24 protein-coding genes are annotated in these 23,597 nt (G+C 65.8%); 11 read left to right on the forward strand and 13 right to left on the reverse strand.

The annotated features are described in order from the left end of the window. Positions 1–365: 365 nt before the first annotated feature. Positions 366–1,076: a hypothetical protein gene (locus ASF98_RS16755; protein WP_235506057.1), complete on the forward strand. Its 711-nt coding sequence runs from the start codon at positions 366–368 to the stop codon at positions 1,074–1,076. Positions 1,077–1,129: 53 nt separating this feature from the next. On the opposite strand, the gene glpX is transcribed toward ASF98_RS16755, so the two are convergent. Beyond that, positions 1,130–2,152, reverse strand: coding sequence for a class II fructose-bisphosphatase (gene glpX, locus ASF98_RS16760; RefSeq protein ID WP_028270439.1), 1,023 nt, complete (start codon positions 2,150–2,152; stop codon positions 1,130–1,132). Between the two features lie 210 nt (positions 2,153–2,362). On the opposite strand from glpX, the gene ASF98_RS16765 reads away from it, so the two are divergent. The 5 genes from ASF98_RS16765 to ASF98_RS16785 all read left to right on the forward strand — a co-directional run bounded on the left by ASF98_RS16765 (position 2,363) and on the right by ASF98_RS16785 (position 7,622). Next, the gene (locus ASF98_RS16765) at positions 2,363–3,052 is read left to right on the forward strand and encodes a DUF4245 domain-containing protein (protein WP_442854046.1); all 690 of its coding nucleotides are present in this window, start codon (positions 2,363–2,365) and stop codon (positions 3,050–3,052) included. Positions 3,053–3,061: 9 nt separating this feature from the next. Further along, a complete protein-coding gene (locus ASF98_RS16770) occupies positions 3,062–3,676 on the forward strand; it encodes a carbonic anhydrase (protein WP_055804035.1) in 615 nt (204 codons plus the stop codon). 87 nt (positions 3,677–3,763) lie between these two features. Next, positions 3,764–5,185 carry a class II fumarate hydratase gene (locus ASF98_RS16775; protein ID WP_055804037.1) on the forward strand — a complete coding sequence of 474 codons (1,422 nt, stop codon included), beginning with the start codon at positions 3,764–3,766 and terminating at the stop codon, positions 5,183–5,185. A 161-nt stretch (positions 5,186–5,346) separates the two neighbouring features. Beyond that, positions 5,347–6,012, forward strand: coding sequence for a TetR/AcrR family transcriptional regulator (locus tag ASF98_RS16780; RefSeq protein WP_055804040.1), 666 nt, complete (start codon positions 5,347–5,349; stop codon positions 6,010–6,012). Next, positions 6,009–7,622 (forward strand): MDR family MFS transporter, encoded by a 1,614-nt coding sequence (locus ASF98_RS16785; protein WP_055804043.1) that lies wholly within the window; start codon positions 6,009–6,011, stop codon positions 7,620–7,622. Before ASF98_RS16780 ends, ASF98_RS16785 begins: the two co-directional genes overlap by 4 nt. 39 nt (positions 7,623–7,661) lie before the next feature. Here the strand turns inward: ASF98_RS16785 and ASF98_RS16790 are convergent, their stop codons facing one another. Both ASF98_RS16790 and ASF98_RS16795 read right to left on the reverse strand, forming a co-directional pair. Then, entirely contained in the window at positions 7,662–8,132 is a 471-nt protein-coding gene (locus ASF98_RS16790; protein WP_055804046.1) for an NUDIX hydrolase, read from the reverse strand. Positions 8,133–8,169: 37 nt separating this feature from the next. Then, complete coding sequence (locus ASF98_RS16795; protein WP_055804049.1) at positions 8,170–8,730, reverse strand: prepilin peptidase; 561 nt, start codon at positions 8,728–8,730, stop codon at positions 8,170–8,172. A 58-nt stretch (positions 8,731–8,788) separates the two neighbouring features. On the opposite strand from ASF98_RS16795, the gene ASF98_RS16800 reads away from it, so the two are divergent. Both ASF98_RS16800 and ASF98_RS16805 read left to right on the forward strand, forming a co-directional pair. Then, on the forward strand, positions 8,789–9,622 hold the full coding sequence (locus tag ASF98_RS16800) for a hypothetical protein (protein ID WP_200939393.1): 834 nt from the start codon (positions 8,789–8,791) through the stop codon (positions 9,620–9,622). 36 nt (positions 9,623–9,658) lie between these two features. Further along, positions 9,659–10,303 (forward strand): GNAT family N-acetyltransferase, encoded by a 645-nt coding sequence (locus ASF98_RS16805; RefSeq protein WP_055804055.1) that lies wholly within the window; start codon positions 9,659–9,661, stop codon positions 10,301–10,303. Between the two features lie 110 nt (positions 10,304–10,413). Here the strand turns inward: ASF98_RS16805 and ASF98_RS16810 are convergent, their stop codons facing one another. Together ASF98_RS16810 and ASF98_RS16815 are read right to left on the reverse strand one after the other, a co-directional pair. Further along, the gene (locus ASF98_RS16810; RefSeq protein WP_055804058.1) at positions 10,414–11,856 is read right to left on the reverse strand and encodes a PhoH family protein; all 1,443 of its coding nucleotides are present in this window, start codon (positions 11,854–11,856) and stop codon (positions 10,414–10,416) included. Positions 11,857–12,154: 298 nt separating this feature from the next. Then, the gene (locus ASF98_RS16815) at positions 12,155–12,916 is read right to left on the reverse strand and encodes an isoprenyl transferase (protein WP_055804061.1); all 762 of its coding nucleotides are present in this window, start codon (positions 12,914–12,916) and stop codon (positions 12,155–12,157) included. Between the two features lie 213 nt (positions 12,917–13,129). Here ASF98_RS16815 and trhA point away from each other — a divergent pair, with 213 nt between their 5' ends. Next, positions 13,130–13,801 (forward strand): PAQR family membrane homeostasis protein TrhA, encoded by a 672-nt coding sequence (trhA, locus tag ASF98_RS16820; protein WP_200939396.1) that lies wholly within the window; start codon positions 13,130–13,132, stop codon positions 13,799–13,801. 34 nt (positions 13,802–13,835) lie between these two features. On the opposite strand, the gene ASF98_RS16825 is transcribed toward trhA, so the two are convergent. The 4 genes from ASF98_RS16825 to mca form a co-directional block, all read right to left on the reverse strand. After that, a complete protein-coding gene (locus ASF98_RS16825; RefSeq protein ID WP_055804064.1) occupies positions 13,836–14,369 on the reverse strand; it encodes an HAD family hydrolase in 534 nt (177 codons plus the stop codon). After that, positions 14,366–16,609 carry a thioredoxin domain-containing protein gene (locus ASF98_RS16830; RefSeq protein ID WP_055804069.1) on the reverse strand — a complete coding sequence of 748 codons (2,244 nt, stop codon included), beginning with the start codon at positions 16,607–16,609 and terminating at the stop codon, positions 14,366–14,368. Before ASF98_RS16830 ends, ASF98_RS16825 begins: the two co-directional genes overlap by 4 nt. After that, positions 16,587–16,967: a hypothetical protein gene (locus tag ASF98_RS16835; RefSeq protein ID WP_055804072.1), complete on the reverse strand. Its 381-nt coding sequence runs from the start codon at positions 16,965–16,967 to the stop codon at positions 16,587–16,589. The genes ASF98_RS16830 and ASF98_RS16835 overlap by 23 nt, the downstream gene beginning before the upstream one ends. A 66-nt stretch (positions 16,968–17,033) precedes the next feature. After that, positions 17,034–17,939 carry a mycothiol conjugate amidase Mca gene (gene mca, locus ASF98_RS16840; protein ID WP_055804074.1) on the reverse strand — a complete coding sequence of 302 codons (906 nt, stop codon included), beginning with the start codon at positions 17,937–17,939 and terminating at the stop codon, positions 17,034–17,036. 94 nt (positions 17,940–18,033) lie between these two features. Between mca and ASF98_RS16845 the strand changes: the two genes are divergently transcribed. Both ASF98_RS16845 and greA read left to right on the forward strand, forming a co-directional pair. Continuing rightward, on the forward strand, positions 18,034–18,492 hold the full coding sequence (locus tag ASF98_RS16845) for a DUF4307 domain-containing protein (RefSeq protein ID WP_055804077.1): 459 nt from the start codon (positions 18,034–18,036) through the stop codon (positions 18,490–18,492). Positions 18,493–18,695: 203 nt separating this feature from the next. Further along, positions 18,696–19,190, forward strand: a complete 495-nt coding sequence (gene greA / locus ASF98_RS16850; protein ID WP_011691028.1) for a transcription elongation factor GreA — start codon at positions 18,696–18,698, stop codon at positions 19,188–19,190. Between the two features lie 93 nt (positions 19,191–19,283). On the opposite strand, the gene ASF98_RS16855 is transcribed toward greA, so the two are convergent. From ASF98_RS16855 to ASF98_RS16870, 4 genes are read right to left on the reverse strand one after another with little or no spacing between them, the layout of a single operon-like run. Further along, the gene (locus ASF98_RS16855; protein ID WP_156372451.1) at positions 19,284–19,922 is read right to left on the reverse strand and encodes a rhomboid family intramembrane serine protease; all 639 of its coding nucleotides are present in this window, start codon (positions 19,920–19,922) and stop codon (positions 19,284–19,286) included. Positions 19,923–19,930: 8 nt separating this feature from the next. After that, entirely contained in the window at positions 19,931–21,169 is a 1,239-nt protein-coding gene (ilvA, locus tag ASF98_RS16860) for a threonine ammonia-lyase (protein WP_055804082.1), read from the reverse strand. A gap of 3 nt (positions 21,170–21,172) precedes the next feature. After that, positions 21,173–22,507, reverse strand: a complete 1,335-nt coding sequence (locus ASF98_RS16865; RefSeq protein ID WP_156372443.1) for an AI-2E family transporter — start codon at positions 22,505–22,507, stop codon at positions 21,173–21,175. Positions 22,508–22,553: 46 nt separating this feature from the next. After that, positions 22,554–23,558 carry an aldose 1-epimerase family protein gene (locus ASF98_RS16870; RefSeq protein WP_055804086.1) on the reverse strand — a complete coding sequence of 335 codons (1,005 nt, stop codon included), beginning with the start codon at positions 23,556–23,558 and terminating at the stop codon, positions 22,554–22,556. Positions 23,559–23,597 lie beyond the last annotated feature (39 nt).

Below are 23,597 nucleotides of genomic sequence, written 5' to 3' on the forward strand. Positions count from 1 at the left end.
CGAACGGACACTTGCGGCCCTCCGCACGGGCAGCTTTGGGGCCTCAAATGTCCGTTCGCGCATAGCCGGGGAATCCGACCTGTGGATAACGGCTTTGCCCGGCCCCCGGCGTTGCAGACTGAAGCATGTCCAGAACGTCCCTGCCCAAGGAACTCCTCACAGGATCCTTTACCTCAACGACGGCCAGCGCACTAGGGGTGACCCGAAAGCGGCAGAGGCAACCCGACGTCGCCATACCTTCACGTGGCATCCGCGTCCCGTTTGCGGGAGCTCGCGGTCCGGCTGCAAGCCTCCGGGCGTACACGGAGCTGGACAGCACTTCAGTCCTGACCCATCATTCCGGTGGCCGCATCTGGGAGTGCGCGTTGCCCGCCTGGATGCAGGAGGACTGGCGGATCCATGTGGCCAGGGATCGGAACGGCAGCAAGCCGCGGCGGCACAACGTCGTCGGGCACCGCCTGACCTTCAAGGCTGGGGAAGTTGTGATGCACGACGGCGTCCGGGTCACCTCACCGGCGAGGACGTGGCTCGACCTCGCCTCGCTGATGAGCGTCGATGACCTCATCGCGGCCGGCGATTCGCTGGTCTGTGCCCATGGCACTGACTTCCCCAAGCCGAAGGAGGGCCTCTGCACCCTGGCCGAACTGCGCCGAATGGTCGGGGCCCATCCCGGAATGCGCGGAATGAAGACCGCAAGGCTTGCACTCTCTGAAATCCGTGTAGGCGCCGACTCTCCTCAGGAGACCCGGATGAGGCTGATCCTCTCCCGCTTCGGCCATGGCGAACCTGCACTCAACTACGTCATCAGGAACAGTTGGGGACAGCCGGCCGTGTGGCCGGATGCGGCCTATACGGAGCAACGGATCGCATTGCAGTACGACGGCGGCCACCACGCCGATCCGCTCCAAGTCGGCAGCGATCTTCGCCGCCATTCCCTGACAGAGCGGGCGGGCTGGCATGAAGTCAGGGTCTACAAGGAGGATCTCGAGGGAGACAAGCCGTTCCTGCTCGAGAAGGTGAGAGCGGCCATGACGCGCGGTATTGATCGGCAAACAAAAGCGCGAACGTACACTTGAGGCCCCGGTGTTGGGGGCCTCAAGTGTACGTTCGCGCTGGATGAAGCAGGGGGCTAGCTCTTGCGGGCGTAGCCTTCCCACTTGCTGGCCTGGTGCTCGCCGTCCACGAAGCGGATGGTGCCCGACTTGGACCGCATGACGATCGACTGGGTCAGGACCTTGTCCTTGGAGTAGCGCACGCCGCGGAGGAGGTCGCCGTCCGTGATGCCCGTGGCTGCGAAGTAGCAGTTGTCGCTGGAGACGAGGTCATTGGTGGACAGCACACGATCGAGGTCGTGCCCGGCGTCGATGGCCTTCTGCTTCTCGTCATCGCTCGTGGGCCAGAGGCGGCCCTGGATGACGCCGCCGAGGGATTTGATGGCGCACGCGGCGACGATGCCTTCCGGCGTCCCGCCGATGCCCATGAGCGCGTCCACGCCGGTACCGGAGCGGGCTGCGGCGATGGCGCCGGCAACGTCGCCGTCCATGATGAACTTGGTCCGTGCACCGGCTTCGCGGATTTCCTCCACGAGCGGGCGGTGGCGGTCCCGGTCCAGGATCATGACGTTCAGCTGGTTGACCTTCACGCCCTTCGCCTTGGCGATTAAGTGCAGGTTCTGCTTGACCGGGAGGCGCAGGTCAACCATGTCGGCAGCTTCCGGGCCCGTGACGAGCTTCTCCATGTAGAACACGGCGGAAGGGTCGAACATGGAGCCGCGCTCTGCGACGGCGAGGACGGCGAGGGCGTTGTTGATGCCCAGGGCGGTCAGGCGGGTTCCGTCAATGGGGTCGACGGCGACATCACACTCGGGGCCGGTGCCGTCACCGACGTGCTCGCCATTGAAAAGCATGGGAGCTTCGTCCTTCTCGCCTTCACCGATAACCACAACGCCGTTGAAGTGGACGGTCTGCAGGAAGGAGCGCATGGCGTCGACTGCTGCGCCGTCAGCCTTGTTCTTGTCGCCGAAGCCAACCCAGTGGCCGCCGGCAATTGCCGCAGCTTCGGTGACGCGCACAAGTTCAAGGGCAAGGTTGCGGTCCGGTTCGTCAATGCCTACGGCAAGCGACGGCGAAATCGTGGAATACTGCTGGGTCATAGGCGCTGGTGACACGTGAACCTCTTCTTCGAGTGGCGATCATTGAACCCGTGCGGCCGGTACAGTCCGTCACGGTGATTCCTCTGATACTGATCATAGTCGCGGCAGCATCCGAAGGTCATGGGATGACCGGCCCGTGATACCCGGCGTTTCCTCACCTCCGAATTGCAGGAATGTGAGAACGACATTCACATGGGCGACTATAGAAGCGTGAGCGAAACGCAGGACAAGTCCACCCCCGACACCCAAACGGCCAGCACGGGCTCCCCCGCGGCCACCAACGGCACCCCCGATGCACCCGTCGTGAAGCCTGTTATCCGCGCGGCGGCGGCGAAAAGGGCCAATGCCTCAGTCATCGGCATGATCATCGCCCTGTTGGTGAGCGTCGCCGCATTCCTCCCCATCGTGCTCATGAACCCGTCGCCCAAGACCGACGGTTACCGCCCGAATGTCAATGTCAGCGCCGTGGCCCAGAACGCCTCCGGTGTGGCGGGATTCACACCCGTGGCACCCGAGACCGGCGACACATTCAGTCCGAATTACGCCCGCTGGGAGTCCGGCGCCGGGAGCGGCGTGCCGACGTGGGAGGTCGGATACCTCACTCCGAAGGATTCCTTTATCGGCCTCGTCCAGACTGCCCAGGCGAACCCGACCTGGTTGCTCCAGCAGACTAACAATGCCCCGGTCACGGGCAGCCGCAACGCCGGCGGCATGGACTGGGAACTCCGCGACACCGGCAAAGGCGAGCGAAGCATGGTCCTCGTCCACAAGGGAACCACCGTCATCCTGACCGGCACCGCGCAACTCGACGAGTTCGCCGTCCTGGCGGACGCCGTCGTGAAGTCCATGGAAAGTAACGCTGCCGCCACGGTTTCACCCTCGGCCACACCTTCACCGTAAAGTGGCCCCGTGGCTACTTACTTGACTCCCGCGCTGGCTTGGCGACGACTGCGCGAAGGAAATGAACGCTTTGTCGCCGGAGAATCCTCCCACCCCAACCAGGACGCATCACGCCGTTCCTCGCTGGTGGAGAACCAGCATCCGTTCGCGGTGATCTTCGGCTGCTCGGATTCGCGCCTCGCCGCTGAAATCATCTTCGACCTCGGCCTGGGCGACGCGTTCGTTGTCCGCACGGCCGGGCAGGTCATCGACGACGCCGTGCTGGGCTCACTGGAGTACAGCATCGGTGTGCTGGGTGTGCCGCTGATCGTGGTCCTCGGCCATGACAGCTGCGGCGCAGTCAGTGCAACCAAGGACGCCGTCGAGACAGGCAAGATGCCCGTGGGATTCATCCGCGACCTTGTGGAGCGGATCACGCCGTCCGTGCTGACCTCGCTGCGCAACAACGAAACCGAAGTCAACGACATGGTGGTGGAGCACGTGAAGCAGACCTCACACCGGCTCGTGGACAGCTCCCGTGTGATTTCCAGCGCAATTGAAACCGGACGCGCAGCGGTGATCGGCCTCTCCTACAGCCTCAAAGAGGGCCGGGCGGACCTCGTTTCGGGCATCGGCGAACTCTAAGTCCCCGCTGTGCGGGCGTCCGCCCGCCGCCCGACTCAAGCGCTTCACGGTTTCAGCCAAGGCCGCCAATCGCCCTAAGCTAGCCCCATGACTTCCACTGAAGAATTCCGCATTGAACATGACACGATGGGCGAAGTCCGCGTCCCCGTGAACGCCCTGTACCGTGCCCAGACGCAGCGTGCAGTTGAAAACTTCCCCATTTCCGGCAAAACCCTGGAACGCGCGCACATCGAGGCCCTCGCACGGGTCAAGAAGGCTGCAGCCCAGGCCAACGCAGAACTTGGAGTGCTCGACGGCGAGCTGGCCAAGGCGATCGCGGACGCCGCTGATGAGGTTGCTGCCGGGAAGTACGACGGCGACTTCCCCATCGACGTCTTCCAGACCGGTTCCGGCACGTCCTCCAACATGAACACCAACGAGGTCATCGCCGAGCTCGCCACCCGCGCACTCAAGGCCGCCGGAAGCGACAAAGTTGTCCACCCGAACGACCACGTCAACGCTTCGCAGTCCTCCAACGACGTTTTCCCCACCTCCGTCCACGTCGCCGCGACCTCCGCGCTGATCAACGACCTCATCCCGGCCCTCGGCTACCTGGCCGACTCGCTGGACCGCAAGTCGGTCGAGTTCAAGGACGTCGTGAAGTCCGGCCGCACGCACCTCATGGATGCCACGCCGGTGACGCTGGGCCAGGAGTTCGGCGGCTACGCAGCACAGGTCCGCTACGGCATCGAGCGCATCAACGCCTCGCTCCCCCGCGTGGCCGAAGTTCCCCTCGGCGGAACCGCCGTGGGCACCGGAATCAACACGCCGGCCGGCTTCCCGGAGCGCGTCATCGAACTGCTGGCCACCGACACCGGCCTGCCCCTGACCGAGGCCCGCGACCACTTCGAAGCCCAGGCCAACCGCGACGGCCTCATCGAAGCCTCCAGCCAGCTGCGCAACATCGCGATCTCCTTCATGAAGATCAACAACGACCTCCGCTGGATGGGCTCGGGCCCCAACACCGGGCTCGGCGAAATCGCCATCCCGGACCTGCAGCCGGGCTCCTCGATCATGCCGGGTAAGGTCAACCCCGTCATCTGCGAGGCGTCCATCATGGTCTGCGCCCAGGTCATCGGCAACGACACTGCCATCGCCTGGTCCGGCACCAACGGCGCCTTCGAGCTGAACGTGGGCATCCCCGTCATGGCCGCCAACCTGCTCGAATCCGTCCGACTGCTGGCCAACACCAGCCGCGTCATGGCCGACAAGATGATCGACGGCATTACCGCCAACGTGGAGCGCGCCCGCTTCCTCGCCGAGGCCTCGCCGTCCATCGTCACCCCGCTGAACAAGTTCATCGGCTACGAGAACGCCGCCAAGATCGCCAAGAAGGCTGTCGCCGAGGGCCTCACCATCCGCGAGACCGTCGTCGCCATGGGCTTCCTGGAGCGCGGCGAGCTGACCGAAGAGCAGCTGGATACCGCCCTGGACGTTATGTCCATGACCCGCCCGCCGCACAAGGCATAGTTTCCAAGACGTACGACGGCGGCCGCCCACCTTCCAGCGAAGGCGGGCGGCCGCTGGCGTTTAAGGGAGCCGTCGCGTACGGGAGCCGTCGCGGTTGGGGCCGGAAGTGTCCGCCCGCGCTAAAATTGCACTAATCATAGATTGGTGCAAAACTTTACTTTGTGAATAATAGTGCAATAAGCGACGGAGGGCTCCGCGAACGCAAGCGGGCCGCAACGCGTGCGGCGATCACCGCCGTCGCGCGCAAGCTGACCGCCGAACGCGGGCTCAACGGCTACACCATTGAAGAAGTCTGCGAGCAGACGGATATCTCACGCCGCACCTTCTTCAACTACTTCCCCACGAAGGAAGACGCCATCATTGGCCACGTGGACGACGAAATTCCCGGCGACGTCATTGCCGGCTTCATCCGCGGCGGCGAGTCCTCCGCGCCCGGCGAAATCTCCGCCACGCTGTTCCAGGACCTCATCGAACTCTCGTTGAAGCTGTCCGAAAACATGGCCGCCTCCGAAGAGGAAACCCGGCAGCTGATCGGGGTCATCAAAAAGGAACCGCAGCTCATGCTGAGGATCATCGGCGCCACTGAGGAACGCGAGGCGGAGTTCGCCCGCGTCCTGGCCATCCGCGAAGGTGTGGAGCCTGACCACCCGGTGGTCCAGATGGCCGTTGTCCTGCTGGGCAATATCGCCCGCAAGAGCAGCATGGCCTATTTCTCCGATGGCAACACCCGCACTTACCAGGAACTGTTGCTGGAGAACGTCGCAGCCGCCCGCCAGCTCTTTTCCCTCCCCTTTGAAGAACCCGTACCCGCAGAAGGACGCCCATGAGCACCGCCGTCAGTCCCAAGGCAGCCGAGCCGCTGCTGCTGACCCAGAAACGCATCTGGATCATTTTTTCCGCCCTCATCGCCGGCATGCTGCTTTCCAGCCTTGACCAGACCATCGTCTCCACCGCCATGCCCACCATCGTGGGGAAGCTCGGCGGAGTGGAACACCAGGCCTGGATCACCACCGCCTACCTGCTGGCCACCACCATCGTGATGCCCATTTACGGCAAGTTCGGTGACGTGCTGGGCCGCCGCAACCTGTTCCTCGTGGCCATTGCCCTGTTCACCCTCGCTTCCGTCGGCTGCGCCTTCGCCACCGATTTCTGGGGCTTCGTGGTCTTCCGTGCCATCCAGGGCCTGGGCGGCGGCGGACTCATGATCCTCTCGCAGGCCATCATCGCGGACATCGTCCCTGCCAAGGACCGCGGCAAGTACATGGGCCCGCTGGGCGCCATCTTCGGCCTCTCCGCCGTCGCCGGCCCGCTGCTGGGCGGCTACTTTGTGGACCACCTCACCTGGGAATGGGCCTTCTACATCAACATCCCCATCGGCATTGCGGCCTTCGCCATTGCGTGGTTCACCCTGACGCTGCCGACCAAGAAGGCCGAAAAGCGGATCGACATCCCAGGCGTGCTGTTGCTCTCTGCCGCAACCACCTGCCTGATCTTCTTCACGGACTTCGGCGGCAAGAAAGACGAGGGCTGGGATTCGCCGCTGACCTGGGCATTCGGCGCCGGGCTGGTGGTGGCCGCTGCCGCCTTTGTGATGGTGGAACGCCGCGCCGAGGATCCCATCATCCCGCTGGGCCTGTTCAAGAACCGCATCTTTGTGAACTCGACTGCCATCGGCTTCACCCTGGGCCTGGGCATGTTCGCCGCCATCGCGTTCGTCCCGACGTTCCTGCAGATGTCCTCCGGGACTTCCGCCGCGGAATCCGGTCTGCTGATGCTGCCCATGATGGCGGGCCTGATGGGCATGGCCATCTACTCGGGCATCCGGATCTCCAAGACCGGCAAGTACAAGATGTTCCCGATCATGGGCGCCGCCCTCACCATGGCAGCCATGCTGTGGCTGACCACGCTCACGGCGGACACGCCCATTTGGGTCATCTGCGTCCAGCTGTTCGTCTTCGGCGCCGGCCTGGGCTCCATCATGCAGGTGATTGTCCTGGTGGTGCAGAACTCCGTGCCCGCGGAGCAGATCGGCACGGCCACCAGCACGAACAACTACTTCCGCGAGGTGGGTGCATCCCTGGGCGTGGCCGTGTTCGGTTCCATCTTCACCTCCCGGCTTGCCGAGGCCCTGACCAAGGCGTTCACCGGGGCCGGCGCGTCCGCCGACCAGGCAGCGCAGTCCACCCAGACCCTCGATCCGCAGGCCCTGAGCCAGCTCCCGGAACAGCTCCGGGACGCCATCGTGAACGCCTACGCAGATTCGCTGGCACCGGTGTTCTGGTACCTGCTGCCGTTCCTCGGGATTGCGCTGATCCTCGCGCTGACCCTGAAGCAGATCCCGCTCTCCGACACCGCCGGAATGGTGGCCCGGGGCGAGGCTGTGGGTGGCGAGGAGGCAGAACGCCTCGAGGCTGAACGCCAGTCCGCCTCAGTCTAGGAGGCCGCTCTGAAGGGACTCCCTCATCAGGGAGTCCCTTCAGGGTTCGTAGTGGACGGCGTCCTCGGGCAGCAGCGCCCGCCGGATGCACTCGCGGTCGCCGGGCCTGATGTCCGGAAGTCCCTCCAGCGGAAACCAGCCGACGGCGAGGGACTCGTCGTCGTTCACGCGTGCTTCACCGGACACATGGCGGCAGCGGAACACAATATCCAGGAAGTCGCACACGTCGCCGTTGGGGAAGGTGACCGGACCGACGACGCCGACCGACACCATGCGCTCCGTTTCGGCCACGACGGCTGTCTCCTCGAAGATCTCCCGCACGAGTCCGGGAGCAGGGTGCTCCCCCGGCTCCAGCATGCCCGAGATCAGCGCCCACCGGCCGTTGTCAGAGCGCTGGCCCAGCAGGACGTGGCCGTCGTCGTTGAAGACCACCCCGCGAACCGCGGGAATCCACAACGGATCATGGCCGATTTTTTCGCGAAGCTTGAGGACGAATTCAGGTGCTGGCATGCCTTCAGCCTAGCGGCAGCAACGCTTGCGCAGCCCCTCAGGCCGCAGGCAGGAGCAGCATTGCTGCGGCCGTGCCTGCCAGCATAAACGGGCCGAAGGGGATGTCCGATTTGAGGGTGCCGCGGCGGGCAGCAAGCAGGCCCAGGCTCCAGAGCCCGCCCAGGAGGAAGGCGGCGAAGGTTCCGGCGAACACGTGTCCCCAGCCGAGGTAGCCGAGGTACAGGCCCAGCACACCGGCAAGTTTCACGTCGCCGAATCCCATCCCGGGCGGATAAACCATGCGCAGGATGAAGTAGAACAGCCACAGCACGGCCCCCCCGGCAAGGATGCGTCCGCCCGGGAGCCCGAAAAGCCGGGCGGCACCGTCGGGTACTGCCGAGGCGTCTGCACCGACAGCGAGGACGGCGACAACCGCCGCCAGCAGGAGCACGCCGCCCACGGCATAGGACGGGAACACAATCCTGTTCGGCAGCAGGTGGTGCCTGACGTCGATGACGGTAAGCCGCACCGCCATCACTCCGTAGTAGGCACAGGCCGCCAGCACCAGCCAGAACCCCAGCGGGGTGGATTGCCAAAGTTCGCCCAGTCGTTGGATCACTCTCGGATGCTACTGGATTTTCCCGACCCGCCGCGGAGCCCGCGCGTAAACTGTGGATATGTCGACATGGGACGCGAGGCGCCAGGGGGAAGCCGGTCAGCAGACCAGACCGCCGGACATGGCCGCAAACTTCCGGAACCTGTGCCGTTCCTCTCCGTGGAAGTGGCAGAGCCTCCGTTTTGAGTATGTGGACCGCCCGGTCCCGGACCCCTCAAACCCCGGCACCGCAGATCCGGGCGCCGAAAACCCGGACCCGGACAACACCGTTCGTGCGTGGCTGCGCCGGCCCGGCGCCCTCCGCCTGGAGTCCTCGGCCGGCGTGGTACTGCACAGCACCACCGGCATCAACGACTCCAAAGACGGCTTCTACGTCAGCTCCACCAGGAAGTCGTGGCTCCTGCCGCCGCAGCTGGTCACCCCCGTGTATGACGACGGCGGGCTGGTCCGGCGCCGCCCGGAGGCCGCCTACGGCGAACCGTGCTTCGGAAACGGCCGCTTTGCCGCAGCGCTGGATCCGGTGGAGCTGGCAGGCAACGCCCCCGTTCCCATCGAATTCCCGAACACCAACGCCGTGGAGCTCGGCCCCATCACCGAGGTGGACCATCAGGGCCGCCCCGCTTTTGAAGCCGTCGTGACTCCCAATGCCGCCTACCGGCCCTCAGACCCCTTGGCACCGCTGTGCGGACCGGGACGGAACCTGATCCGCATCGATGTCGGCACCGGTGTCTGCGTGCTAAGCCGCTCGCTGGAGAACGAATCGGCAGGTCTTGGCCATTGGCTCAGGATCCTCGGCGTGGATGAGTACATGCTTGATGACCTGTTCCTCGCAGAATCCATGAACCTCACCGACGTGCGCCGCCACATCAGCTGGGACATCTCGCGGGGCGTGTGACTGGCTGCGCACGGGCCCCACGGCTAAGCTTCCCTGATGACTGAGCCCGCCACCTTCTGGCCCCCGTTCGCCCTCACCCTGACCACGCCCCGCCTTGCCCTCCGGCCCATTCGTGATGAGGACATCCCGGCCGCGGTGCAGGCGGCGCTGAGCGGCATCCACGATCCCGGCCACAGTCCGTTCAGCAGGCCCTGGGCAGAATCCCCTGCCGAGGAGCTGGGCCCCAACATGGCTCAGTGGTACTGGCGATGCCGGGGGAACATGTCGCCGCAGGAATGGACGCTCCTGCTCGGCATCTGGCACGACGGCGGGTTCATCGGCTGCCAGGACATCGAGGCCAAGGATTTCGCGACGCTCAAGACGGTCACCACCGGTTCCTGGCTCACGAAAGCGGCGCAAGGCAAGGGCTTCGGCAAGGAGATGCGGGCCGCCGTCGTGAGCTATGCCTTCGATCACCTGAAAGCGGATGTCGCGGAGTCCGAGGCAGCCGCCTGGAACGAAAAATCCCTGGGCGTCTCCCGCTCCCTCGGCTACGAACTGAACGGCGTCACCAGGGCCTCCTGGGGCGGCAAGGTTCAGGAGGTCCAGAAGGTCCGAGTCACCCCGGCCACCTTCAAACGCCCCGACTGGACGCTGAAGGTAGAAGGCCACGAACCCACGGCCAAGTTCCTGGGGGCGTAGCAACGAAGTGGTGGTCAGGTGCGCCGGCCAGCCTTCCGGAAGCGTGCGTAAAAGCGAGGAACGAGCTAGCACGCGGAGGAAGGGTGACCGGCGCAACCAAACCAGGAGGCCTAGATTTCCGCCCCTTCCAGCAGCTCGGTGACGAGTGCCGCGATCGGCGAGCGCTCCGAGCGGGTGAGGGTGATGTGCCCGAAGAGCGGGTGTCCCTTGAGGGTTTCGACGACGGCGGCAACGCCGTCGTGCCGGCCCACCCGGAGGTTGTCGCGCTGGGCGACATCGTGGGTCAGGACGATCTTCGAGTTCTGGCCGATCCGGCTCATTACCGTCAGGAGGACGTTCTTTTCCAGGGACTGCGCCTCATCGACGATCACGAACGCATCGTGGAGCGAGCGGCCGCGGATATGGGTCAGCGGCATGACTTCGAGCATGCCGCGGTCCATGACTTCCTCGACGACCTCCTGGCTGACCAGGGCTCCGAGGGTGTCAAAGACGGCCTGCGCCCAAGGGTTCATTTTCTCCGCTTCGGATCCCGGCAGGTAGCCGAGCTCCTGCCCGCCCACCGCGTAGAGCGGCCGGAAGACGATCACCTTGCGGTGTTCGCGGCGTTCCAGCACGGCTTCGAGGCCCGCGCAGAGTGCCAGCGCCGACTTGCCTGTGCCGGCCCGGCCGCCGATCGACACGATGCCCACGGACGGATCCATCAGCATGTCGATGGCCAGCCGCTGCTCCGCGGAACGTCCGTGCAGTCCAAAGACGTCGCGATCCCCCTTGACCAGCCGGACCTGCTTGTCCGCGCCCACGCGCCCCAGGGCTGAGCCGCGGTTTGAGAGCAGCACCAGTCCGGTGTTGACGGGCATCTCCGCAGCCGCCGGGATAAAGACGGGCTCGTGGCCGTAGAGGGTGGAGACGTCCTCCTCGCTGGCCTCGACTTCGGCAACGCCGGTCCAGCCGGAGTCCTTCACCAGTTCGTTGCGGTACTCGTCGGCGAGGAGCCCCATGGCGGATGCCTTGACGCGCATCGGCAGGTCCTTGGACACCACCGTGACGTTCCGGCCCTCGTTGGCGAGGTTCTTCGCGACGGCGAGGATGCGGCTGTCGTTGTCCCCTCCACGGAACCCGGCGGGGAGCACCTCGGGGGAGATATGGTTCATTTCCACCACCAGCGTGCCGCCGTCGTCGCCCAGGGGGATGGGCCGGTCAAGTCCGCCGTGCTGGACCCGGAGGTCGTCCAGGAGGCGGAGGGCCTTACGGGCGAAGTAGCCCAATTCGGGGTCGTGCCTCTTGCCCTCAAGCTCCGTGATGACCACGATCGGCACAATGACTTCGTGCTCCGCGAACCGCAGCAGGGCGCGGGGGTCCGAGAGCAACACCGAGGTGTCGATGACAAAGCTCCACAAGGTGTCATCCGCCGCAGCACCGCCGCCGGATACAGCAAGACCGGCCGCAGCGTCATAGTTCGCTGCACCGGTCTGTGAGGTGGCTCGCGCGGTGCGAGAGGTAGCTTTCTCTCCCTGGTCGGAAATGACGTCGGGCAGGTGTTCAGAAATAGCCACATCGACTCCAGCCCCGGGGCGCACGCCCGGATAATTTATAGGTGAGGCGGAGCGGCCACGAGGCCGGTTCCGGCCTCCCATACATCCGGTGCGAACATTCGCTCCATGTACTGGCCTCCCCGATTAGCGGGCAGTGTGCCTGCTAATGGATTCAACGTAATTCCCCGCTGCTTTGTTTCCCAAACTATTTCGCGGCGATTCTTGTTGCGATCACGTGAATTCCACGTGAACCGGCCATGAGCGGGCGCCGTTCCAGGTGTCCGGGCTTGCAGGCGTCCGGGCTGCCGGGCGCCGGGCTTCAGGAGCCGAAGCGCCGCTGCCGGCCGGCGTAATCGCGCAATGCCCGCAGGAAGTCCACCTTGCGGAAGGCGGGCCAGAGCGCCTCGCAGAAGTAGAACTCGCTGTAGGCGCTCTGCCACATCAGGAAACCGGACAGCCGCTGCTCACCCGACGTGCGGATCACCAGGTCCGGGTCCGGCTGCCCGCGGGTGTACAGGAACCGCGAGATGTCGTCGACCGTGAGGTCGTCCGCCAGCTTGCCGATGTCCTTGCCCCGGGCTACGGCATCATGGAGGAGCTCCCGGACGGCGTCCACGATTTCGCGGCGTCCGCCGTAGCCCACTGCCACGTTGACATGGAGTTTTTCATGGGCCGGCGTCCGCGCCGTCAGATTGTTGAGCCGTTCGGCGAGGTAATCGGGAAGCAACTCCGGCGCGCCCATGGCGTGGACGGAGATGTCCTCGTCCTCGTCCAGCCGGTCCAGGGTGTTCGCAATGATGCCCATCAGCAGGTCCAGCTCTTCACCGGAGCGGCTCATGTTGTCGGTGGAGAGCATGTACAGCGTGACCACTTTGACGCCGAGTTCCTGGCACCAGCCGAGGAACTCATGGATTTTGTCAGCGCCCGCCTGGTGTCCCTGGCTGGTGGGCGCGTTGAACTGTTTGGCCCAGCGGCGGTTGCCGTCCACCATCACGCCGATGTGTTTGGGGATGCGGTCCTTGTCCAGCGAGCGCAGGAGCCTGCGTTCGTAGAAGCCATAGAGGATCCCGGGCAACTCCATCCGGAGACTCACCTGACTTCCTTGATGTACGACGGCAGTGCATTCCTAGGCTACCCGCCCGCAACGGCGGCGGGGTGCACAAGGACTTCCGATTCCGGCCCATCCACTGGTTACTCATCAGTAACTTACTGGAACGTAGTTTATTCTTGAGCAATGGAAAGCAAAACTCCCCAACCGGATGCGGGAGCAGGCCGCGGCCGGAAATCGGGCCCGATGGACGAGGCCGCTGTCCGTATCGCGGAGCTCCTGACGATCAAGCCCAAGTGGCGCGGCTGGATCCATACCGTCACCGCCCCGCTGGCCTTTGCCGCGGGGCTGGTCCTGATCCTGCTGGCCCCCACCGCCGACCTCAAGATCGCTTCGGCCGTCTACGCCGTGACGGGAGTACTGCTCTTCGGCATCAGTGCCGTGTACCACCGCGGGAACTGGTCACCGGGAGTCAAGATCGTCCTGAAGCGCCTCGACCACACCAACATCATGCTGGTGATCGCCGGCAGCTACACGCCGCTGGCATGGGCGCTGCTGGAACGGCCCAAGGCAGTGGTGCTGCTATGGGTCATCTGGTCCGGCGCGATCCTGGGTGTTCTCTTCCGGCTGCTCTGGACCGATGCACCGCGCTGGCTCTACGTGCCCATCTACATAGCCCTGGGCTGCGGCTCCCTGTTCTACCTGCCGGACTTTTTCGCGGCCAGTGTCGCCTCGGCCGTCCTCATCTGCGTCGGCGGCGCCCTCTACATCGCCGGCGCCGTCTTTTACGCCCTCAAGAAGCCGAACTTCAGCTACCAGCACTTTGGCTTCCATGAGCTCTTCCACGCTTTCACCGTGTTCGCTTTTGCCGCGCACTTCATCGCCATCGCCATCGCGGTGCTCGGCAGGCCTGCCTAGGGCCTGCCCGCGGCGATGAGGTCCGGAAGTTCCCTCATGTGCCGGAAAACCGTGGTTCCACACCGAGCGTCCGCGCAGCATGAAGGAACAGATCCGGGGCCGGCTTTCCGCGGTCAACCTCCGAGGCGCTGAAGATGCGTCCTTCAAACGTTGGCAGCAGCCCTGTCTGCCCGAGCGTCCGCCGCATCTTGGCGTGTGTGCCGCTGGAGGCAACGCAGTGCCGGAGCCGCAGACGCGCCAGGGCTTCCTCGATGCCGTCAACGGCAGCCAGGTCCCGTTCAAACGCCGTCCGGTACCAGTGCTGGTACTTCTCCTCCCAGTCCGCGTCCAGCCTGACGCCCAGGTGCCGCTCCGTCTCCGCCACGAAGTGCGCCTCGGACTTGCCAACGAAGCGCTCCACGATCTCGTCGAGGCCAAGCTCCCAGCCGAGATCTGCGAGGACCCGCTGGTCCACCCGGATGGCGATGGACTCGGAGTCCACCAGGACACCGTCACAGTCGAAAATGACAAGGTCAAAGGCGCGCTGGACCCCGAGAGCCACGGACTGCGGGTGCGGCAAAGAAGTCATCCGGCCATCGTAGCCAGTCGCTCCAGAAGTTCGGCCACGGAACCCACCGGACGCTCGCACACCATCCCGCGGCAGAGGAACACTTGCGCTGAGCCGTCAGGCGCCGCCGTCCTGCCGTCCAGCAGCGGCACGGCGGGCGCGGCGCCAGCGCCCGCGGCTCCAGCGCCCGCCTCACTCACGGCAGCCGGGCTCCCGGCTTCGGAGGCCACCGCCACAACCAGCCCCGGGCTGGCGGACAGCAGCAGTGCGTGCTGTAGTTCCGCACGCGCCGGACCGTCAGGCCCGACGACGGCGGCCTCCACGGGACCGGCCAGCGCAGCCTGTGCCGTGGCCAGCAGCCAGCCTGCCGCCCGGGGCGCCCGGGTTGCCAGCGGGGGCAGCAGCGAAAGGATATTGCCGGCCATGATCCGGTGGTCGCTGGAACCGGACAGCGCTGCATAGCTCAGCAGCGCGCCTGCGAACGCGGCCGCACCGCTCGGCGTGGCGTTGTCGAAGGGCTCCAGGCCTGCCCGCTGCCCCTGCGCGTTGAACACCTGGGACGATTCGCGGGCGGTGTCCACCAGCGTTCCGTCCGCGGCGAACCGCAGGCAGGCAGCCAACAGGATGTCCTCGGCCAGCAGGTACCACCGGGTATTGCCCGTGACGCCGTAGAGGGTCAGGAACCCGTCTACGCAGAAGGCATAGTCTTCGAGCAGGCCGCCTATCCCGCGGGCCCCGCCGGCATGCGACACCCGCATCAGGGTGCTGTCGGTCCAGTGGATCCGTTCAAGGTAGGCGGCTGTTCGCGCTGCAGCAGCCGTCAGGTCGGGCCGGCCGAGGACGGTCCCCGCTTCAGCAAGCGCAGCGACGGCCAGGCCGTTCCAGCCGGCCACCACTTTGTCGTCCCTGGCGGGCTGGGGGCGGCCCGAGCGCGCAGCCAGCAGCCGCGGCCGCGCACGGTCCCACAGGAGGTGCTCGGCGCCGTCGAGCCTGCGGCCCGGATGCAGCGGCGAAGCTGCCTTCGTCACGGTGCCCTCGGGAGCAACATTCATCAGCCGCGCCACAGCGGGACCGTCCTCAGGCCCCAGGATGTCCAGCAGTTCCGCGGGGGTCCAGAGGTAGCTGGCGCCTTCGAGGTGTTGGCCGTCCACCACAGTGTCCGCATCCAGCGACGAGGCAAACGCCTCAGCCCGATCTGAGCCCCCTCCTGTACCGTCTCCAGGACCGGCGAGGCCCAGCGACGAGATCATCCAGTCCGCGGTGCGCGTTGCGGCGTCCGCGGCCTCCTCCGCGGTGTACACCGCGTTGCCTCCGAGCCGGACCCAGTGCACGAAGGCACGCAGCAACTGGGCGTTGTCGTAGAGCATCTTTTCGAAGTGCGGTACGGACCAGTCGCGCGTCACGGAGTACCGTGCAAAACCGCCGTCCAGCTGGTCGAACAGCGCGGACCGGGACATCGCTGCCAGCGTCCGGCCTGCCATATCCCTCGCGGCATCGGCGGTGTCGGAGGCCACCGCGGCGTGCCGGACCAGGAATTCCAGCACGGGCGACGGCGGGAATTTCGGCGCGGTGCCGAATCCGCCGTCGTGCGGGTCTTCAGAGCGGGCCAGGACGCGGACCGCTTCGGAGAGCAGCCCGGCGTCGACAGGGTCCGGCGAGCCGGTCAGTTGGACGGCGGCCGCAAGCTGCGTTTCCGCCATTCCGCGGGCCAGGGTCTCGGCGTTGTGTTCGACGGCCTCGCGCCGCTCCAGCCAGGCTTCGCGGACCGCCTCGAGGACCTGGCGGAAAGAAGGCCGGCCGGGCATGGGCTGGGGCGGGAAATATGTTCCGGCATGGAAGGCGCGTCCGTCCGGAGTCAGGAAGACGGACATCGGCCAGCCGCCTTCACCGCTGATTGCCTGGGTTGCGGCCATGTAGACGGCGTCTACATCCGGGCGTTCTTCCCTGTCCACCTTGATGGCCACGAAGTTGGCGTTGAGGAAGTCCGCAGTTTCCTGGTCTTCGAAGGACTCGTGGGCCATCACGTGGCACCAGTGGCAGGCGGCGTAGCCGATGGACAGGAACACGGGAACGTCGCGCTGGGCGGCAAAGCCGAACGCTTCATCACCGAAGGGCCGCCAGTGGACAGGATTGCCGGCGTGCTGCCTCAGGTAGGCGGAAGGTTCGCCGGCCAGGGCATTGGCAGCACCGGGCCGGGCGCTACCGTTGTCCGCGTCGTTCCCAGCACCGGGCCGGGCGCTACCGTTGTCCGCGGCCTTCATCACCGTTGCGTTCCGTCCGGAGATCGGCGCCGCCCTGCGGGCCCCCGAGTGTGCCGGCATCATCGCTCGCGCCGTCTTCGTCGCTTCGCGGCGCGTCCGCTCCGGGAACCTCGGGCATGTCCTGCTCTCCGGCAGCCAGTGCAGCCAGGCGCTCCTCTTCCACCTGGGCCCGGTAGCGGACCCGCCGGATGCGCCGCACCATGTCCACGATCAGCAGCGTGGTGGCCAGGACGAAGAACGCGGTCATGATGAAGCCCCACATGCCCGGCGTCACCTGGTCTTCGGAGAGGCCCGGGCGCAGGGACGGCGTGGGGCTGGGCGCCGGAGTTGTCGCGAGGGCGAGGAGCAAGTGATGCACGGTTAGACCTTCTGTGGAGCGTCTTGAGGGCCCTGACTTCTACAGGGCATAGAACATGGCTTGGTTCTATCTTAGTCCGGCGAAGAGATCCTTTTCCGGCAGGTCCACCGGCACCCGCGACTGGATCAGGCTGTAATCCTCCCAGGGCCACGCGCGGCGCTGCATGTCCGGGGATACGGCGAAAAAGAATCCCAGCGGATCAATCTGGGTGCGGTGGGCACGGAGCGCATCGTCCCGGGCTTCGAAATAGTCCCCGCAGTCGACCTGGGTGGTGGTGGGGTGCGTCGGGGCCGGTGGCGTGTGGCCCTCGGCATCAGCCTCGAGCCAGGCCGCCAGCCGCTCGGCATAGGGCGACTGCAGGCCCGCCTCTTCGAGCGCAAAGTGGAGCGCCCGGAACCGGTCAGGGCTGAACGCGCGGTCGTAGTACAGCTTGCTGACTGACCACGGTTCGCCGATACCTTGGTACCGTTCCGGATCGCCGGCGGCTTCGAACGCCTCAACGGCCACGCGGTGGGCCATGATGTGGTCCGGATGCGGATAGCCGCCGTTTTCGTCGTAGCTCAGGATCACCTGCGGCTTGAAGTCGCGCACCAGCCTGACCAGCGGAGCCGCGGCTACTTCCAGCGGCTGGAGGGCGAAGCAGCCCGGCGGCAGCGGCGGAAGCGGGTCACCTTCCGGCAGCCCTGAGTCCACAAAACCAAGCCAGCGCTGGCGGACTCCCAGCACACGGGCGGCATTGTCCATTTCCAGGCGGCGGGCGCCGGCCATGTCGCGTTTGGGGTGCGGCTCGTGCTCCATTGCCGGGTTCTGGATGTCGCCCCGGGATCCGTCGGTGCAGGTGGCCACCATGACCTCAACGCCTGCCGCTGCATACATGGCCATGGTGGCCGCACCCTTGCTCGATTCGTCGTCAGGGTGAGCGTGGACGGCCAGCAGGCGGAGCGGCTTGGACTGGCTTGCGGACGCTGTCATCTGAAACGGCTCACTTTCTTCGAATTTGGGCTTGCGGGTTTATGGCTGCAGGGACGCGGAATTATCCCGTTCGGATCCACACTAAACTGGAACGGTGACTTCCGAGGATCGGCCGGCCATTTCGACGCCGGCAACTACCACCCTAGCCAATCGTTACGGGGGCCAAAAGCGTGCCCTGTCGCGCAAGGCCAAGCGCAACATCGGAATCGCTGCACTTGCTGCCGGCATGGGCTTCATGGCGTGGATCTCCACTTCCCTGAACGCGGAGACCGTGTCATTCAAGGACATCGGCTACAGCACGACGGACGCCACGCAGGCGGAGATCGATTTCCAGGTCACCAAGGATCCCGGAACCAGTGCCAAATGCGCGGTTAAGGCGCTGGACGCAAAATTTGCCGTGGTCGGCTGGAAAGTGGTCGATATCGGACCGAACCCGGCCGAAGCCACCCCCGACGGCGGACGAACGACGGTCCACCGTGCCGTAGTGCGCACAGAGTCATTGTCCGTTTCCGGCGTGGTGGACAGCTGCTGGATTCCTGGCTCGGAGAAGTAGCCGCCCGCGGCCCCAGGAGCACTCCCGGCCTGACCGTGTGACCCACGCCGCAGGCGTTCTTTGGTTTGTCCACCGCATTGACTACAATGGATCAAATACCTTTACCCCGCTGAGCTGGTTACTGAGTCCCACAAGTGGCCACCGTGGCGGGGTCTTTACTTGTTTGACCGCAAACTTGTTTGACCACGAAAAAGGAGAAGTCCGTGTCTACCACCAACAGCGCAACTGCAGCTTGGCTTACCCAGGAAGCTTTTGACCGCCTGAAGGCAGAGCTGGACCACCTCTCCGGCGCCGGCCGGGCGGAAATCGTCCAGAAGATCGAAGCTGCACGCCAGGAAGGCGACCTCAAGGAAAACGGCGGATACCACGCCGCCAAAGAGGAGCAGGGCAAGATCGAGGCCCGCATCCGCCAGCTCACCGTTTTGCTCCGCGACGCCCACGTGGGCGAGTCCCCGGCGGACGACGGAATCGTCGAGCCCGGCATGATTGTCGTCGCCCGGATCGCCGGCGACGAGGAGACGTTCCTGCTAGGCTCCCGCGAGATCGCGGGCGACTCGGACCTCGACGTCTTCAGCGAAAAGTCACCGCTGGGGTCCGCCATTGTGGGCCACAAGGAGGGCGACAAGCTCAGCTACACCGCCCCGAACGGCAAGGACATCACGGTGGAGATCCTCTCCGCCAAGCCGTACGCAGGCTAGGAGCGCAGCTCCCCAACCACGGCAAAGCCCTAACGCACGACGCCGGCCCTCCCCTCCGCGGGGATGGCCGGCGTCGTGCGTTAACGCTGAGTTCTATGTGTTTTGGTTCTCCGCCACCTGGCGTCCCCGCGTCAGCCGCCGGGGCTTCAGCAGCACAGCGGCGGCAACACCGCCCAGCGCACCGCCCAGGTGGGCCTGCCAGGAGACGAATCCTGCCACGCCCGGAAGGACCCCGAAGAGGATGCCGCCGTAGCTGAGGAACAGGAGCACTGACAGGGCGATCTGCCACCAGTTGCCGTTGAAGAACCCGCGGACCAGGAGGAAGGCGAAGAGGCCAAAGACCAGGCCTGAAGCACCCACCGTGATTCCCCAGCCGCCAATCAGCCACACCACCATGCCCGAACCGAACCAACTGAAGGCCACCGCGGTGACGAAGACCCTGAGCCCGGACATAAAGACGAGGAAGCCGAAGATGATGAGCGGCAGCGCATTGGAAACCACGTGGCCGAGGTTGGCGTGGAACAGCGGAAAGGTGAGGATGTCGAGCAGTCCGTCGGCGCTGCGCGGGCGGAGGCCGAACGTCCTGTTCAGTGCATGGAACGTGGCAGCGTTGACGAACTCGATCGCAAACAGGAGAACGACGAACAGCCCCGTGACCAGCAGCCCGCCCTGCGCACGTGCGGCAGGGCTATGCCTTGTGGTCTGCGGCCGTCCCCCCTGTGCATCCAGCATCATGGCCCCTAGTGGACCACGATCGGCTGGAAGCCCTCGGCACGGAGTGCGCCCAGGACCTGCTCGCAGTGCTCGTGCCCCTTGGTTTCCAGGTTCACGGTGATGGAGACGTCTCCCATGGAGATGGAACCGCCAACCCGGGTGTGGTCCAGGCCTGTGACGTTGGCGTCGTTCTCGGCGATGATCCGGGCGATGGTGGCCAGCGAACCGGGGCGGTCGTCCAGCATCATCCGGACGGTCATGTAGCGGCCGGCGGCGGAAAGACCGCGCTGGATCACCTTGAGCATCAGCATGGGGTCGATGTTGCCGCCGGAAAGGATCACGGCGGTGGTGCCGGGGTTTTCGATCTTGCCGTCCATCAGGGCGGCCACGCCCACGGCGCCGGCGGGCTCCACCACCATCTTGGCGCGTTCCAGCAGGAAGATCAGCGCCCGGGCGAGGGAGTCCTCGCTGACCGTTACGACGTCGTCCACGAGCTCACGGATGATGCTGAACGGCAGCTGCCCCGGACGGCCCACGGCAATGCCGTCCGCCATGGTTGAGACCTTTTTCAACGGAACCAGGGCATCTGCGGCGAGCGAGGGCGGGTAGGCCGCGGCGTTTTCGGCCTGGACGCCGATGATCCGGATGTCCCGGCCCAGCTCCCTGGCCCTCGCCTTCACGGCCACGGCGACGCCGGCGAGCAGTCCTCCGCCGCCGACACCCATCAGGATGGTGTCCACATTGGGGATCTGTTCCAGGATTTCCAGCCCCACCGTGCCTTGTCCGGCCACAACGTCCACGTTGTCGAAGGGGTGGACAAACACGGCGCCGGTCTCATCGGCGTAGCGCTGGGCTTCGGCGAGTGCTTCGTCCACGTTGTGCCCGTGCAGGACCACTTCGGCGCCGTGGCTGCGGGTGGCGGCCAGCTTGGGCAGCGCCACGCCCAGCGGCATGTAGATGCGCGCCTTGATACCCAGGCTCTTCGCTGCGACCGCCACGCCCTGGGCGTGGTTTCCGGCGGACGCCGCCACCACGCCGCGCTTCTTCTCTTCGGCGGACAGCTTGGCCATGCGGACGTAGGCGCCGCGGACCTTGAAGGAGCCGGCCCGCTGGAGGTTTTCGCACTTGAAGAAGACTTCGCCGCCCACCATGCTGCCCAGTGCCCGCGAAGTTTCCACCGGGGTCCGCGTAATAATCCCCTCAAGCAGCTTCTGCGCCTCCAGGACATTGTCCAACGTGACGGGCAGGCTATTGAGGGTTTTCACGAACTAGTCTCCTTTGGGGAATTCGGCTGGGGAGTCCGGGCCGGCATGTCCGGCGGGAGTTCCCGTTGACTGTGCGGCGCCCTTGCCGCGGCCCGGATTCGCACCGGGAAGGTAGACATCCTTGAAGGTGTTGTCTTGGCTGGATCCGGAGTCCCCGGGTACACCCGGGCCATCCGCCACCAGCACTCCTTCATGTTCCCACGTTCTGGCAGCAATATATCGAATCGCCGAGTTTGCTACGGCGAGGATGGGCACCGAGAAGAGGGCGCCGGGGATGCCGGCAAGGTAGGAACCGGCCGCCACAGACAGGATCACGGCCACCGGGTGAAGGGCCACAGCCTTGCCCATCACCAGCGGCTGCAGGATGTGGCTTTCCAGCTGCTGGACCAGCAGCACGATTCCCAGCATGATCAGCGCGTTGACCCAGCCGTTGGCCACGAGGGCAAGGAGCACGGCCACTGCGCCGGTGACCAGGGCGCCAACAATGGGAATGAACGAACCCATGAAGACCAGCACACCCAGCGGAAGCGCCAGCGGAACTCCGATGATGGCGGCGCCCACGCCAATACCCACGGCGTCCACAAATGCCACGAACATCTGGATGCGCGCGTAGCTGACCATGGAGGTCCAGCCCTTTCGGCCTGCACCGAACGTGGCGGCGCGGGCTTTCCTTGGAAGAAGCCGGACCAGGAAGGCCCAGATCCGGTCACCTTCGAGGAGGAAGAAGATCAGCACAAACAACGCAAGGATGAGTCCCGCGGCAAAGTGGCCGGCGGTGCTTCCGAAGGAAAGCGCGCCGCTCAGGATGCTGCTGCTGTTGTTCTGCAGTGCATCCGTGGCCTCCTTCAGATACTGGTCGATCTGGGCCGCTGTCAGGTGCAGCGGCCCGTCCGCCAGCCAGCCCTGGATCTGCTGGATTCCGGTCAACGCTTCGCTCCACAGTTCGCTGAATCCTGTAACCAGCTGCCGCCCCACCAGCGCCAGGGAGCCGCCGATCACGCCGAGGAAGCCCAGCACGGTGATGGCGACGGCGCCGCCTCTCGGGACGCGCCGGGCCTTGAGCCAGCGTGTGACGGGACTCAGCAGGCCGGCCAGCAAGGCGGCCACCATCACGGGGATGATGAGGAAGCTGATTTTGCTCAGCAGCCAGATCAGCGCGGCGCTGACCAGGAGGATCAGCCCCAGCCGCCAGGCCCAGGAGGCGGCGATCCGCACGCCATAGGGAATGTCCTGGTCCAGCTCGCGGTCAGTCAACACCCGCAACGGGGCCGCGGGTGCGGCGGCCCCGGTCCGGGCATCAGGGCTATTGGTTGGTGCGGCGTCCTCAGCTGGCGTCATAGCCTAATACTTCCCCAGCCGCGCTCCGATGGGAAACCGCTGCGGACTACAGCGACGCGCTGATGCCCCACGTCATGGTGAACGACTCCCCCGCCGGCAGCCAGCGCAGGCCGTCGCCGCTGTTGAACGCATTGGCCGGGCCTGTCATGGGTTCGATGGCAACAGCTTTTGCCCTGCCGGGGAACTGGTCCGTGACGAAGACGTGGACGTAGGCGCAGCTGCCGTCCTGCCAGAGGCTCACCCTGCGGCCGTCGGACGCCTGCAGCGTTTGGCGGGCCACGCCGCCGTCGAACTCCAGGTCCGTGTAGGCGACATCGATATCCAGTTCGGACACGGTCCGGCCGCCCCGCAGATCCGTGTCACCGCTGACCGGCTCCGAGCTGCGGGGTATGAGCCGGTCATCTGCCACGAGCCGGCGCCCGGCCCCCACCGTCAGGACCAGGTCCCCGGCAGGGACATCCCCCAGCCTGAGGTAGGGGTGGGAGCCCAGGACGAAGGGTGCGGATACCTGGGAATCGTTGAGCAGGGTCTGGCGGACAACAAGCCCAAGGTCCTCGGCCAGTGCGTATTGGACGCGGTGCCGCACCAGGAACGGGTAGCCGTGCTGCGGGAAGATCGGCGCCTCCAGGGTCACCGAAAACTCGGACTCATCCACTAGTTCGTAGGAGGCGTTCCGCAGCAGGCCGTGGCTGGCGTTGTTGCGCGAAACCTCGGTGATGTCCAGCTGCTGCTTCTTGCCGTCCAGGTACCAGACGCCGTCTTCAACCCGGTTGGCCCAGGGAGCCAGCGTGATTCCGGTGGCTCCCGGAGGGATGTCCCCGTCCCCGTACGTTTCCGTCAGCTGGACGCCGCCCCGGGAGTAGAGCCGCAGGCCAGCGGCCAGCTCGGTGACAACGGCCAGGGCATCGCCGCGGCGGAGCTCGTACTGCCTGCCGGAGGCGTAGCGGCGCGGCGCGCCCTCGCTAGTGCCGGAGTCAGCCGGGCCGGAGGCTGCGATGTTGCCTGCTGCGGAGGTGCTGCCCTGGCCGGAAGGAGGTGCGCTCGGAGTCATGGGCACAACCGTACCTGCTCGGCCGCGCCGCCTCACCCG

It is taken from the genome of Arthrobacter sp. Leaf337, from assembly GCF_001423745.1.
Lineage (GTDB): Bacteria > Actinomycetota > Actinomycetes > Actinomycetales > Micrococcaceae > Arthrobacter.